This window comes from Streptomyces sp. NPDC058195, from assembly GCF_042883525.1.
Lineage (GTDB): Bacteria > Actinomycetota > Actinomycetes > Streptomycetales > Streptomycetaceae > Streptomyces.
In genome coordinates this window covers 53,435-67,198 of record NZ_JBHVVM010000033.1, presented here as the reverse complement: position 1 = coordinate 67,198, position 13,764 = coordinate 53,435, and the positions used below count along the sequence as shown (strand labels likewise).

The following is a 13,764-nucleotide window of genomic DNA, read 5'->3' as shown; positions in this document are numbered from 1 at the left end:
CCGCGGACTCGCGTCGGCGGCCGGGGGAGCGGGTTCCGGTCGGCGGCGGCCCGGCACTCCTCGGGGGAGGGGCCGGCCGCCCTGCCCGGCGCCCGGTTGGACCCCTGGCACGCGATCCCACCGCGCGGCAGGGGAGTTCACCGCTTGTCCGGGCTCTTCTTCCGGCCGGAGGTGAACTGCTCGTACGCCGCGACGACCTCCTCCGCGGGGCCGTCCATCCGCAGGGTTCCCGCCTCCAGCCAGATCGCCCGGTCGCAGGTCTCGGTGATCGACTTGTTGCTGTGGCTGACGAGGAAGACCGTGCCCGCCTCCTCGCGGAGCTCGGCGATCCGCTCCTTGCTGCGCCGCCGGAAGCGGGCGTCGCCGGTGGACAGCGCCTCGTCGATCAGCAGGACGTCGTGGCTCTTGGCGGCGGCGATGGAGAACCGCAGCCGGGCACCCATGCCGGAGGAGTACGTACGCATCGGCAGGGTGATGAAGTCGCCCTTCTCGTTGATGCCGGAGAAGTCGACGATGTCCGGGTAGCGGTCCCGGATCTGGGCCCGCGTCATGCCCATCGCGAGGCCGCCGAGCACCACGTTGCGTTCACCGGTCAGATCGGACATCAGCGCGGCGTTCACCCCGAGCAGCGAGGGCTGGCCCTGGGTGTGGACCCGGCCCCGTGTCGCGGGCAGCAGCCCGGCGATGGCCTTGAGCAGGGTGGACTTGCCCGAGCCGTTGGAGCCGATCAGCCCGATGGCCTCGCCCCGGTACGCGGCGAAGCTCACGCCCTTCACGGCGTGCACCTCGCGGACCCCGGGAACCCGGCGGCGCGAGACGATCCGGCTGAGCGCCGAGGTGGCGCTGCCCCGTCCGGTCCGGGCGCCGTTCACCCGGTACGTGATGTGGACGTCGTCCACGACGACGGTGGGGACGCGTTCGTCGGTCATCGTCTCAGCCACGTCCGTACCGCTCCTCCGCCTGCCAGAAGTACACGAATCCGCCGATGCCGCACACCAGGGCCCAGCCCGCGGCGATCGCCCAGGCGTGTGGCGGGAGGTGGCTCGCGCCGAAGCTGTCGATGAGCGCGAACCGCATCAGGTCGATGAAGACGGCGGCCGGATTGCACTCCAGCGCCATCACCACGGCGTGCGGAACCCGGTCCCCCGCGAGCATCGTGTCGACGCTCCACATGACGCCCGAGGCGTACATCCAGGTCCGCAGGACGAACGGCATCAGCTGGGCGATGTCCGGGGTCCGGGAGGCCAGCCGCGCCACCACCATGGAGACCCCGGTGTTGAACAGTGCCTGGAGGAGCAGCGCCGGAACGGCGAGCAGCCAGGAGAGCCGGGGGTACTGCCCGAAGCCCACCAGGATCGCCACCAGCGCGGCCAGCGAGAACAGCAACTGCTGGAGCTGTTGCAGGGCCAGCGCGATCGGCAGGGAGGCGCGCGGGAAGTGCAGGGCCCGCACGAGTCCCAGGTTGCCGCTGATCGCGCGGGTGCCCGCGGTGATCGAGCTGCTGGTGAAGGTCCAGATGAAGACGCCGGTGACCAGGAACGGAACGAAGTCCTCGACGTTGCGCTTGGTGTTCATCAGCACGCCGAAGATGAAGTAGTAGACCGTCGCGTTCAGCAGCGGCGTCATGATCTGCCAGATCTGGCCGAGCTTCGCCTGGCTGTACTGGGCGGTCAGCTTGGCCGTGGCGAACGCCGTGATGAAGTGCCGCCGCCCCCACAGCTGCCGTACGTACGCGGGCAGCGAGGGCCGGGCGCCGCTCATGGTGAGGCCGTGCCGCGCGGCGAGCGCGGCGAGTTCGCCGGGCGCGTACGCCGGAGCGGGTATCGGGACGGGGCGGTCGGCGGGCGGGGCCGCCGGGGCTGCTGTCTGGCTCACCACGATCGCTTTCGAGGGGAGGTAGGGGGAAGCGAGAAGGTCTCTCGACGGAACGGGACCGTATCGTCGCAACGCCGAGGGTAGGACGTGTGTACGTCGCAACGCAACCGTTCCGTCGTGACGGACTATGATTTCCGGCATGACCACCGACCCGCGAACCCGACGCCGAGCCCCCGCCGGAGCCGCCGTGCTGCGCGAGGACGTCACCGACGCGATCCGCGCCGCCGTCTTCGAGGAGCTGGCCGCCGTGGGATTCGCCCGGATGTCGATGGAGGGGATCGCCCGGCGCGCGGGCGTCGGCAAGACCGCGGTGTACCGCCGCTGGAAGTCCAAGCTGGCGCTCGTCCTGGACCTGGTCTCGGCCGTCGCGGTCCAGGGGATGCCCGCCCCGGCCACCGGCTCGCTGCACGGAGACGTCCGGGCCGTGCTCGAACTCGCCGCGTACGCCCTGCGCCATCCGGTCGCCTCGCAGGTGATCCCGGACCTGCTGGTCGAGGCGGCCCGCAGTCCGGAGATCGCCAGCACCATCAAGGCCGCCCTGCTCGACCCGCAGCAGGGCATCGCCGCCGTGGTCGTCCGGGACGCCGTCGCCCGCGGCGAACTGCCCGGGAACAGCGACCCCGACCGGGCGCTCGACCTGATCGTCGGCCCGCTCTACTGGCGGCTCGCCGTCGTCCGCACCCCGCTGCCCGCGGGCTACCTCGACGAACTGGCCACCGCGGCCGTCGCCGCCCTGCGCAGCTGAGGGGCCGAGGGGCGCCGCGGAGCGCGGTTCAGCCGGTGCCGAGGCCGTCGACCAGCCGGTCGAGGAACCGGGTGAACGTGGCTTCGGGGGAGAGGGGGCGTCCGGGGGCGGAGAGTGCCCCGGCCAGCTCCGGGTGGTGGCCGTCGGAGGCGACGGCGGCCAGATAGCGGGCTTCGGAGGCGGCCCGTTCCGGTGAGCCCGCGACCGCGGCGTGCGCGGTCTCGTACCCGACGTGCCCGGCCACGAACGCGGTGAGCTGGGCGAAGACCTCCAGCCGCGCCGCTCCGTCCAGCCCGGTGGGGCGCAGGGCGGCGAGTGCGCCCTCCAGGAAGGCCAGGGTGTTCGGGCCCGGGGTGCGGCGGGCGGTCAGGGCGGCGGGAAGCCAGGGGTGGCGCAGCATGTGGGCGCGCTGGGTGCGGGCGACGGCCTTCAGGTCGGCCCGCCAGTCGCCGGTGGGCGCCGCGGCCGTCAGTTCGCCGCTGACGTGGTCGACCATCAGCTCCAGCAGCGTCTCCTTGTCGGGGGCGTAGCTGTACAGGGACATGACCCCGGCCCCGACCTCCGCCGCCACCCGGCGCATGGTGACCGCCTCAAGTCCTTCCGCGTCCGCCAGGGTGACGGCCGCCGCCACGATCGCCTCCCGGCTGAAGGAGGGCCTGCGGCCCCTGCGGGGCTCGGCGGGGCGCAGCCAGAGCCGCTCGGGGTCGACGCCCGTGGTGGCGGGCGCTCCGTCCTGGGGCACGGTCCGTACTCCTTCCCGACTCCCCTTCCGGGGCTGTACACGCGGATTCATCCAAGCATCCTTTATTCTCGTACAACGTACGTAAAAAGGAGCGGAACGATGCCTTCACGCATGCCCGACGCCGCGGCCGGAACGGCCTGGGTGCCGCCGACCGGGAAGACACCGCTGTCCTCGCGGATGATGCGGGCGACCTGGCGAGGACTGCCCGCGAAGCGGTACGAGGCCGGATGGGAGCCGGGCCTGGCGGTACCGGCCGCCGACGGCAGCCCGCTGGTCACCGACCACTACTTCCCCCGCGCCGAGGGCGGCTTCCCCACCCTCCTGGTCCGTTCGCCCTACGGCCGGGGCCTGCCCTGGTCGCCCCAGTACGGCCTGCTCTTCGCCGAACAGGGCTTCCACGTGGTCCTCCAGAGCTGCCGGGGAACCGGCGGCTCGGGCGGCCGCTTCGACCTGTGGCGCAACGAGCCCGCCGACGCCCGGAGCACCGTGTCCTGGCTGCGGGAACAGCCCTGGTTCGACGGCACGCTCGGTACCGTCGGCCCCAGCTACCTGGGGTACGTGCAGTGGGCCCTCGCCCTGGACCCGCCGCCGGAACTGAAGGCGATGGTGGTCCAGGTGGGGCTGCACGACCCCCACGCCCTCTTCCACGCCGACGGGATGCCGCGCCTGGAGAACGCCCTCGCCGTCGGCGCGGGCCTGACCTACCAGCACCGGGGTACGGGGCCGTTCCTGAAGGCGGCCCTGCGCCTCCAGCGCCACCTGCGCGCCGCCACCACCGCACGGCCCCTGCGCGGGGCCCACCGGCGGGCCCTCGGCGGCGAACTGCCGTGGCTGGACGACGTACTGGCCCACCCGGACGCCGAGGACCCGTACTGGGAGGGCGCCGCGCTGACAGCGCCCGCGGAGCGCCACCGCATACCCACCGCACTGATCACCGGATGGCACGACACGCTGGCCGACCAGACCTTCGAGCAGTACGCGCGGCTGCGCGCGGCGGGCTGCGGGCCCACCCTGCTCGTCGGCCCCTGGACCCACACCTCCGCCCTGCAGCAGGGCTGGCCCGAGGTGTTCGCCGAAAGCCTCGCCCACCTGCGCGCCCATCTGTGCGCCGACCCCTCGGGCCTGCGCCCCACCCCGGTGCGCGCGCACATCGGCGGCACGGACACCTGGCGGGACCTCGACGACTGGCCGCCCGCCACGACCGCCGCCCCCTGGTACCCCGCCCCCGGCGGCCACCTCACCCGCAGGGCCCCCGCACACCCGGCACCGGTCGCGGAACTCCGCTACGACCCGGCCGACCCCACCCCCTCCCTCGGCGGCCCGCTGCTCTCGCGCACCGCGGGCCCCCGCGACAACCGGCCCCTGGAGGCCCGCGACGACGTCCTGACGTTCACCGGCCCACCACTGACCGGACCCGTGGACCTCCTGGGCCCCGTCTCCGCCCGGCTGAACGTCTCCACGGACACCGGGCACGCCGACGTCTTCACCCGGCTGTGCGACGTGGACCCGCGGGGCCGCTCCGTGAACATCTGCGACGGCATCGCCCGCCTGCGCGCGCCAGCGGGAGAACCCACGCGGATCACCGTGCCGATGAGCGCCACCGCGTACCGCTTCCCGGCCGGTCACCGCATCCGCTGGCAGATCAGCGCGGGCGCCCACCCGCGCTACGCCCGTAACCCCGGCACCGGCGAGTCGCCGCTGGACGCCACCACCCTCGCGACCGTGCTCCTCACCGTCCACGCCGACTCGGCGCTGACCCTTCCCCACGCCCCTTCGGAGGCGGTCCGGTGAGGGAGTGCGGCCATTCAGGTCGCGTCGCCGGGGCGCTGCCGCCGCCTCGCGCAGGTAAGCGGGCTCCGCACATACGTTGCGCCCATGACACTTTCCCGCACACGCCGCGTGGGCGCGGCGCTGACGGTTTCCTCGGCGCTGTTCCTCGCGCCCGCGGCCCAGGCTTTCGCCACCGACCCGCCGACCACGCGACAGGCCGGGACACAGACCTTCGTCTTCACCGGCGCTCCCCAGCTGTTCACCGTCCCCGAGGACGTCTGTTCCCTGTCCGTCACGGCGTACGGAGCGGCCGGTGGCACCGGCCAGTACGGCGTGACGGGCGGCGGCGGCGCCCAGGTCTCCGCGTCCCTGGACGTGACGGCCGGTCAGCTCCTCACCGTCGACGTCGGGGGCGCGGGCCACGCCGGGGACGCCCCCGCCGGGCCCACCCAGGGCGGATACGGCGGCGGCGGACAGGGCGGGGCCTACCGGGTGGGCGGCCAGATCAACGGGATCGCCGCGGGCGGCGGAGGGGGCCGCACCGTCATCAGCTCCGGGGCGACGCCGCTGGTCGTGGCGGGCGGCGGTGGCGGCGGGGGCGGGTCCTTCTTCTCCTCGGCCATCGGCGGCGGAAGCGGCGGCCGGACCGGCGACCCCGGCACCGGGCTGCCGGGGGACGACGAGGGCAAGCCGGGGCGGCCGGGCGGGGAGGGCGGCCAGGGCGGCATCAACGTCCCGACCGCCAACCCGAACGGCGAGAACGGCTCACCGGCCGTGGGGCCCGTCGGCGGACGCGGCGGCGACAACACCGGCGACCCGCACGGCGGCGTGGGCGGCGGGGGCGGCGGCGGGGCGACCGGCGGGGGCGGCGGCGCCGCGTCCCCCACCGCCAGCAACAGCGGGGCCGGAGGCGGCGGCGGGTCCAGCACCGGGCCCGCGAACGCCACCTTCGTCACCGGCGCCCGCCAGGGCAACGGCGCGGCCGTCCTCCAATGGGAGCCCTGCCCCGTCCCGCCCGGCCTGCTGACCGTCGAGAAGACCGACGGGAAGACCGGGGAGCCGCTCTCGGGCGCGGTCTTCCAGCTGTGGCGCGAGACCAACGGCATCAACGGGCTGCAGACCGTGGGAAGCGACCCCGACACCAGGATCGGCGGCGCCTGCGCCACCGACGAACAGGGCCTGTGCGTCTTCGAGAGCCTGGAACCGGGGACGTTCTACCTGGAGGAGACCGATGTCCCCGAGGGCTACGAGCTGCCCGGGAACCCGGTCACCGGCCCCTACGAGCTGACCGAACAGGACCCCGTCCTGGCCACCACCGTCAGCAACACCCGCCGCGAACCCTGCAAGGGCGGGCACTGCAAGTGACCCCGGACCGGCCCCGGGGAGCGCCCGGCGAACGGGCCGCTCCCCGGGGCCGTTCCCCGTGGCGGCCCCTACTCGGCCAGCAGCCGGTCCGCCACCCGGGCCGCCGCCGAGCCGTCGTCCAGATCGCAGAAGTCCTGGCAGAAGCTCCCGTACGCCGCTGAATAGCGGGCCGCCGACGCGTCCAGCGCGCCCGCGTCCCGCAGCAGTGCGGCGATCTCCGCCGAGCTGGTGAGCAGCGGGCCCGGTGCCCGGTCCTCGAAGTCCAGGCAGAAACCGCGCACCGTGTCGCGGTAGTGCGCCAGATCGCTGGTGTGGAAGACCATCGGGCGGCCGGTGTGGGCGAAGTCGAACATCAGGCCCGAGTAGTCCGTGATCAGTACGTCGGCGATCAGCAGCAGCTCCGCGGTGTCCGGGTGCGCCGACACGTCGTGCACGTCCGGCCGCTCCGGCACGCTCCCGACCACCCGGGGGTGGCGGCGGACCAGCACCGTGTGGATGCCGCCGATGTTCCGCGCCAGCGCGGCCGGGTCCAGGTCCGGGGCCCAGCGGTAGTGCGGACGCCCGCCGGGCCCGGGGCCCGGATGGATCAGATGGTCGCGGTAGGTCGGCGCGTACAGCACGACCCGGCGCCCGTCCGGGATGCCGAGCCTGCGCCGCACCCGCTCCGCGATCCGGTCGCGGTCGGCCGAGAAGAGCAGGTCGTTGGCGGGGGAACCGGCCTCCAGCACCTCGCCCCGGTATCCGAGCGCGTGCCGCAGCAGCCCGGTGGCGTGGCTGCTGGGGGAGACCAGGACGGACCACTGGGCGGAGCGGTGCGCCAGGGTGGCGAGCTCCAGATGGTCGGCGTACGGGGTACCGGCCAGGTCCGTGCCGAAGCGGCCGAGCGGGGCGCCGTGCCAGGTCTGCACGACGGTCTGCCCCGGGCGGCGCTCGAACCACTCGGGCAGCTGGTCGGCGGTGACGATACGGCGGCACCGCGCCAGCGCCTCGTACCAGGCAGTGCTGTGCTCGACGACCGGAACGGCGGTCGGCGGGACGTTTCTGTGGACGCCGTCGGTGACCCAGAGCTGCTCCGAGGCCACGCCCCGGCGCAGCAGCTCGGCGTGGACGGCGCGCGGGGAGTCGCCGCCCGTGTACAGCACCGCGTCCCGCATCGGCATGGCCCGCCGCGACGGATAGTGCCGCCCGCGCAGCTCCGCCCGGCGGTACGCGCCACGGTCACCGGGCGCCAGCACCGGCCCGGCCAGCACCGCCAGCCGGTCACCCGAACAGCGGTCCAGGGCGAACTCCCGCCCCGGCACCAGGGCCCCGGCCACCGGTCCGTTCCGGCGCAGCGGCAGCCGGGCGGCCAGCGAGGTCAGCACCCGGACCGGCCGTCCGCCCAGCGCCGCCTCCCAGTGCCCCTCGCGCAGCCCCGCCGCCACCGACGGCGCGAGGAACGCGGTGAACCGGCGCCCGCCACCGCCTCCGTCCCGCGCCTGGCCGTGGGTGACCGGCACCGACACCGTCTCGCGCAGCACCCCGTGCCGCAGGACCAGCCGGTCCGGCCGCTCCTCCTGGCGTAACCCGGTCCCGGCGCCGGTCACCCCCTCCACCCGCAGCGCACCGTCCGGCGTCCACACCGCGGCGTCCACGAACGGCTGCCCGCTCAGATCCAGCACCAGCTCGCCCACCGCGTCCGCCACGACCGGCGGCGCGGACTCCGGGGCCGCCGCGAGCGGCACCCGCTCCCCGTCGGCCAGCACCAGCCGCGCCCGCCACCGCCCGAACGGCTCGGACTCGACCTCGCGCGGCGTCCGGTGCGGGGCCGGGGGCACGGCCGTCATCCCGGCCAGATCGGCGAGCGGCAGACGGACCGTGAACCGCCCATCCGGGCGGCACTCGACGGGGTGGCCGAACTCCTGGTCCTCCACCCCCTCGCAGCTCAGCACCAGGGCCTTGGGCCGGGCGTCCCCGTACAGCCTGCCGGTCAGCTCCAGGTCCCGGCCGAAGCGGTGGTACTCGCAGCGGGCGGGCAGCTGGGTCAGGGTCAGCCGCAGCCGCCCGCCCGGGTGGTCGAGCACCGCCCGCCGCCCGTCGCCCAGTTCGTGGACGAGCGGCAGACCCGCCCCCGGCTCCGTCGCACGCACCGCCACCCGGCGGGCCGTGCCCTGGGCGGCCACCATCATGCCCACCAGCCAGCCGCCGGGCCGCAGCCTGCGCGGATCGACGGTCATCTCGAAACCCGCGTGCTGGTAGCCGTGCACCTGCTGACCGGAGTCGACGGTCGCCTCCGGCGCGGGCACCCCGCGCACCGGCACCGTCCGCAGCTGCTGGCCCCGCATCGCCCGCACCAGTCCCACCCGCATCGACTGGCGCGGCGAGGCGGCCGGCAGATTGCGGACGTACGCGTAGCCGCGCAGCCGCAGCTTCCCGTCCTCGCTCCACCGCGCCTCCGACAGCCGCGCCACCGCGGGCAGATCGGCACGGGTCAGCCTGGCGGTGTCCGGGACGACCGGGAAGACGGCCTGCCGCCGCCCCGGCACCCCGCCGACCGTGAACGTCCCGGCACCGTTGGCCCGTTCGAAGGCCAGCACCTCCAGCAGATCCGCCAGCCGCCGCTCCTTCACCAGCTGCCACTTGACCCTCAGCTCCACCGGCAGCTCGTGCGCCACGACCCGGTCCGCGCGCCCCGCCCCGTCCATCCGCTCCATCCGGTCCAGGAACGCCCCGGCCCCCGCCATGAACGCCTGCCGGTAGCCCGCCCCGCCCAGCGGCAGCTCGTCCAGCAGACAGGCGAAGTCGTCACGCAGGCACGCGAGGTCGTAGCGGCGCCGCGCCGCCGCGTTCGCCACCCCGCCCCGGTCCGCCAGAAAGGCGCTGACCTGCTCACACGCCGCGAACCGGTCCCGTACGTCGGGTGCGTCGGTGCGCCGCCGTACGGTCCAGCCCTCCCGGGGCCGCCAGTAGTGGACGTGCTCGTGCAGCACGTCCACCGCTCCGGCCAGGTAGTGCGCCGGAATGATCACCGGGGGGTCCTCGTGGGACCGGCCCTCCGGGAAGGAGAAGCCGTGCCGGTCCCAGAACGAGCGGCGGAACACCTTGTTCCAGGCCGGGCGGTCGGCGAGCAGCCTCGGCTCCCGCCCGATGTGCGTGCGGGCCCGGCTCTCGGCCATCCAGCGGTACGGGCGGGCCTGCTGCCGCCCCTGCTCGGTCAGCCACCACACATTGCCGGTCGCCAGATCGGAGCCGGTCGACTCCAGCGAACCCAGCATCCGCGCGTAGGCGTCGTGCACGACGATGCCGTCGCCCCCGGCGAACGCCAGGTACGGCACGCCCGGCGTGGTGTGCCGCACCCCCGTATTGCGGGCCGCCCCCGGACCGCCGCCGGGGTGGCAGACCCGGCGGAAGCGCCGGTCGCGGGCGGCGAAGCCCTCGGCGACGGCGGTACCGCGCTCCGCCGAACCGTCGTCCACCACGACCACCTCGATGTCCGTGACCGACTGCTCGGCCACCGAACGCAGGCAGTCCTCCAGATGGTCCGCGTGAGGGTGGACCGGGACGACGACACTGAGGCGCGGTTTCATGTACGGACAACACGGGCGAACGCCCCGGGTCACCGGCACTGCCCCGAACGGGTGATGGCATCCGAGGCGCGAGGTTGCCGCGCGACCCGGCCCGGCCACCGCGCCCCGGGAGGCCGAGGTCCACGTCACCCGTGTGCGGCGCGGGATTCGGGGCGTTCGCGGAGCCGGACCGGACGGCAACCCCAACACCACCGATCTCACCCGTTCGTGAAAGACCGCGACCGGCGCCGGTGACGCTGCCGGGTACCGCGCCCGCGCTGAACCGTCCGGGTGACGCGCCGCCGCGCGGGCGGCCGGGACCTCTGGCGCATTCACGTAATGGTCCGCACAAGTGCGGCATTCGATACATCGCTCAGCGTCCTCGGGTTGCTACGTTCTGTTTTCATGGGTATCCGAACGCGATGCGAGACCTGGAACGTGCCCCGCGCAAGAGCGGTGGTGCTCATTGCCGCGGCCGTGGGTCTGCTCACCCGCCTGCTGATCGCGGCACATATGCGGGGCCCGGCCGATGTGCACATCTTTCGCGGATTCGCCCAGGCCGTCGTCCGTTACGGACCCATCCGGATTTACGAACAGCCGCTGCCCGGACTGCCCGTCTACAATCATCCGCCCCTGGCCGGATGGATACTGCTGGGCCTGAATGAAATCTCCGAACTGGGCATTCCCTTCGGTACGTTGATCAGGGCCCCCGCCTCGATCGCCGATTTCTTCTGCGCGCTCGTCGTGTTCGAGATCGTGCGCCGCCGCGCCTCCCTCGGCGCCGCCGTCGCCTGCGGAATCGGCGTGGCCGCCAGCCCCGTACTGATCGCCACCTCCGGCTACCACGGCAACACCGACGCGGTCGCCATCACCTTCGCCCTGCTCGCCGCGCACCTGCTGGCGGACCGGAAGGCGCCGCTGGCCGCCGGGGTGGCCGCCGCGCTCGCGATCAGCGTCAAGTTCATCCCCGTGGTGGTGATCCCGGCGCTGTTCGTCGTCGCGCTGCGGGCGGGGCGGCCGGTGCTCCTCCGCTTCGCCGCGGGCTTCACCGCGCTGTTCGCCCTGGTCTGGGGACCGGTCCTGGTGACCGTCCCGGAGAACCTCAGGGAGAACGTGCTGGAGTACGCCGGCGGCGGCTACCGGCTCTGGGGGCTGGTGCGGTTCGCCGACCTCTTCGGGCTGCCGGACTCCTTCATCACCTTCATCGAGGGCGACGGCCACTTCCTCTTCGTGCTGGCCTGTGTGGCGGCCGGGGTCTGGCTCGCCCGGCTGCGCCCCGCCCAGCTGCCCGTCGTCGTCGCCGTCACGATGGGCCTGCTGCTCCTGCTCTCCACCGCCTCCGCACTCCAGTACCTGACCTGGCCGGCCGCCGGGCTGTTCGTCGTCGGCTTCTGGCCGGGCGCCGCGTACAGCTGCCTGCTGGGCGTGACCGCGGTTCTCGGTTACCGGGGCCGCTCCGCCGTGCGCTGGAACGAAACGGTGCTGCACTTCGCCGAGTTCGGCTGGCTCGTGCTCGCCGCCGCCCTCGCCGCCGGGGTACGCGCGATCCTCGCCGCCCGCCCGGACCGGCCCGGGGGACCGCCCGCCGAGGAGCCCCAGATCGCCTGCCCCCGCACCTCGCACCCCACCGGCTCCGCCGTCAACTGACCCCTCCCCGGAATCCCCCACGCACCCTGAGCAACTGGAGAACGCCCCGTGACGGAAAGCCCGAGCCCCAGGATCGGCGTCCTGGTGGTCGCGTACAACGCCGAGACGACTCTGGAGCGGACCCTCGACCGCATCCCGGCGGACTTCCGCTCCAGGATCGCCGAGATCCTCATCCTCGACGACGCGAGCCACGACGCGACCTTCACCGCGGGCTGCCGCTGGTCGCAGACCGAGGGAATGCCGCGCACCGTCGTCATGCGGCACACCAAGAACCTCGGATACGGCGGGAACCAGAAGGCCGGATACGCCCTGGCCGCCGCGCACGGACTCGACATCGTCGTCCTGCTCCACGGCGACGGGCAGTACGCCCCGGAATTCCTCCCCGACATGGTCGCGCCCATCGAACGCGGCGAATGCGAGGCGGTCTTCGGCTCACGGATGATGACATCCGGCTCCGCGCTCAAGGGCGGCATGCCGATGTACAAATGGCTGGGCAACCGCATTCTCACCCGGGTGGAGAACTCCCTGCTCGGATCGCGGCTCACCGAATTCCACTCCGGATACCGGGCCTACAGCGTCGCGGCACTCAAGAAGCTGCCGATCCAGCGCAATACCGACGCCTTCGACTTCGACACCCAGATCATCGTCCAGCTGCTCGACGCCGGGATGCGGATCAAGGAGATCCCCGTCCCCACCTACTACGGCGACGAGATCTGTTACGTCAACGGCATGAAGTACGCGAAGGACGTCGTCAAGGACGTCCTCGAATACCGGCTCGCGGTCAAGGGGTTCGGCACCTGCGGCTGGATTCCCAAGCCCGTCGAATACGCCTTCAAGGAGGGCGACGGATCCTCGCACGCCGTCATCCTGGAGCGGATGCGCGGCCTCCCGCCCGGCCGGGTCCTCGACCTCGGCTGCTCCGGCGGCCTGTTCGCCCGGCGCCTCGAAGCCCTCGGTCACGAGGTGACCGGCGTCGACTACATCGAGGTCCCCGGCGTACGCGAGAACTGCACCCGCTTCCACCTCGCCAACCTGGAGGAAGGGCTGCCGGCGGAGCTGGGCACCGCGTACGACTACGTGGTCGCCGGGGACGTCATCGAGCACCTCTCCCGGCCCGACCGGGTGCTCGCCGAGGTCGCCCGGGTGCTGCGGCCCGGCGGCCGGGTGCTGCTCTCCGTACCGAACTTCAGCCACTGGTACTCCCGGCTGAGGGTCGCCTTCGGCGTCTTCGGCTACGACCGGCGCGGCATCCTCGACGAAACGCATCTGCGCTTCTTCACCCGGGCCAGCCTGCGCCGCACGGTCCGGGAGGCGGGCTACGACGTCCTCGAACTCGCCTCGACCGGCGCCCCGTTCTGGGCGCTGCTCGGCGGTGGACCGCTCGCCGGGGCGCTGGGCGGCGCGTCCAGGCTGCTCACCCGCATCCGGCCGACGCTGTTCGGCTATCAGCACGTCGCACTGCTTACCCCGCACGCGGCCGAGACGATCATCGCTGGAGAGCACGTCGATGTACAGGACATCCTCAACCGACAGTACGTCCCCGCCGACCGGGTCGGGGTCTGAGCCCGCCGTCCCCCGTCCCACCCCCGCGCCCTCCGCGCCCTCCGCGCCCCCCGCGTCCTCCGCGCCTCTCGCACCGGAGCGGCGGCTGCCGAGCGCCGCAGTCAGGAGCAAGTCCATGACCCTGTCCAGTCTGATCCTGCTGCTGTTCGCCGTGTTCTCCTCGGCGGGCGGTCAGATCATGCTCAAGCACGGGATGAGGACCGCCGCGGTCGCCGCGGACCACGGCGGCGGCTCCGTCGCGCTGCGGGCGGCGACCAGTCCCTGGGTCGTCGTCGGGCTGCTGGTCTTCGCGGTGTCCGCGCTGGCCTGGATGGCGACGCTGGCCAAGGTGCCGCTCTCCATCGCCTACCCGTTCAACGCCCTCGGGTACCTGCTGATCGTGCTGGCCGGGGCGACCGTGCTGCACGAACGGACGTCGATGTGGACCTGGAGCGGTTCGCTGCTGGTGGTCGTCGGCCTGGTCACGGTGATGGCCGGACAGCAGCGCTGAGACCGGTGCCGGACGGGGCCGG

Annotated in this window: 10 protein-coding genes; 6 read left to right on the top strand and 4 right to left on the bottom strand. The window is 73.5% G+C overall.

What is annotated here, in order from left to right; all coding sequences use genetic code 11:
• Nucleotides 1-137: 137 nt before the first annotated feature.
• Both ACFVWY_RS30755 and ACFVWY_RS30750 read right to left on the bottom strand, forming a co-directional pair.
• Complete coding sequence (locus ACFVWY_RS30755; RefSeq protein WP_389878133.1) at nt 138-929, bottom strand: ABC transporter ATP-binding protein; 792 nt, start codon at nt 927-929, stop codon at nt 138-140.
• Nucleotides 930-933: 4 nt separating this feature from the next.
• The gene (locus tag ACFVWY_RS30750) at nt 934-1,878 is read right to left on the bottom strand and encodes an ABC transporter permease (protein ID WP_389878101.1); all 945 of its coding nucleotides are present in this window, start codon (nt 1,876-1,878) and stop codon (nt 934-936) included.
• Nucleotides 1,879-2,014: 136 nt separating this feature from the next.
• On the opposite strand from ACFVWY_RS30750, the gene ACFVWY_RS30745 reads away from it, so the two are divergent.
• Nucleotides 2,015-2,620 (top strand): TetR/AcrR family transcriptional regulator, encoded by a 606-nt coding sequence (locus ACFVWY_RS30745; protein WP_389878100.1) that lies wholly within the window; start codon nt 2,015-2,017, stop codon nt 2,618-2,620.
• A 28-nt stretch (nt 2,621-2,648) separates the two neighbouring features.
• On the opposite strand, the gene ACFVWY_RS30740 is transcribed toward ACFVWY_RS30745, so the two are convergent.
• A complete protein-coding gene (locus tag ACFVWY_RS30740) occupies nt 2,649-3,362 on the bottom strand; it encodes a TetR/AcrR family transcriptional regulator (RefSeq protein WP_389878098.1) in 714 nt (237 codons plus the stop codon).
• Between the two features lie 180 nt (nt 3,363-3,542).
• Between ACFVWY_RS30740 and ACFVWY_RS30735 the strand changes: the two genes are divergently transcribed.
• Together ACFVWY_RS30735 and ACFVWY_RS30730 are read left to right on the top strand one after the other, a co-directional pair.
• Nucleotides 3,543-5,153, top strand: coding sequence for a CocE/NonD family hydrolase (locus ACFVWY_RS30735; protein WP_389878131.1), 1,611 nt, complete (start codon nt 3,543-3,545; stop codon nt 5,151-5,153).
• 84 nt (nt 5,154-5,237) lie between these two features.
• Nucleotides 5,238-6,497, top strand: a complete 1,260-nt coding sequence (locus ACFVWY_RS30730; RefSeq protein WP_389878097.1) for a prealbumin-like fold domain-containing protein — start codon at nt 5,238-5,240, stop codon at nt 6,495-6,497.
• Between the two features lie 68 nt (nt 6,498-6,565).
• On the opposite strand, the gene ACFVWY_RS30725 is transcribed toward ACFVWY_RS30730, so the two are convergent.
• Nucleotides 6,566-10,063 (bottom strand): CDP-glycerol glycerophosphotransferase family protein, encoded by a 3,498-nt coding sequence (locus ACFVWY_RS30725; protein WP_389878096.1) that lies wholly within the window; start codon nt 10,061-10,063, stop codon nt 6,566-6,568.
• A 384-nt stretch (nt 10,064-10,447) separates the two neighbouring features.
• Between ACFVWY_RS30725 and ACFVWY_RS30720 the strand changes: the two genes are divergently transcribed.
• The 3 genes from ACFVWY_RS30720 (at nt 10,448) to ACFVWY_RS30710 (ending at nt 13,742) form a co-directional block, all read left to right on the top strand.
• Nucleotides 10,448-11,689 (top strand): glycosyltransferase family 39 protein, encoded by a 1,242-nt coding sequence (locus ACFVWY_RS30720; protein WP_389878095.1) that lies wholly within the window; start codon nt 10,448-10,450, stop codon nt 11,687-11,689.
• Nucleotides 11,690-11,737: 48 nt separating this feature from the next.
• On the top strand, nt 11,738-13,252 hold the full coding sequence (locus ACFVWY_RS30715; RefSeq protein WP_389878094.1) for a methyltransferase domain-containing protein: 1,515 nt from the start codon (nt 11,738-11,740) through the stop codon (nt 13,250-13,252).
• Between the two features lie 115 nt (nt 13,253-13,367).
• Complete coding sequence (locus ACFVWY_RS30710) at nt 13,368-13,742, top strand: hypothetical protein (protein WP_389878093.1); 375 nt, start codon at nt 13,368-13,370, stop codon at nt 13,740-13,742.
• The last annotated feature ends 22 nt before the right edge of the window (nt 13,743-13,764 follow it).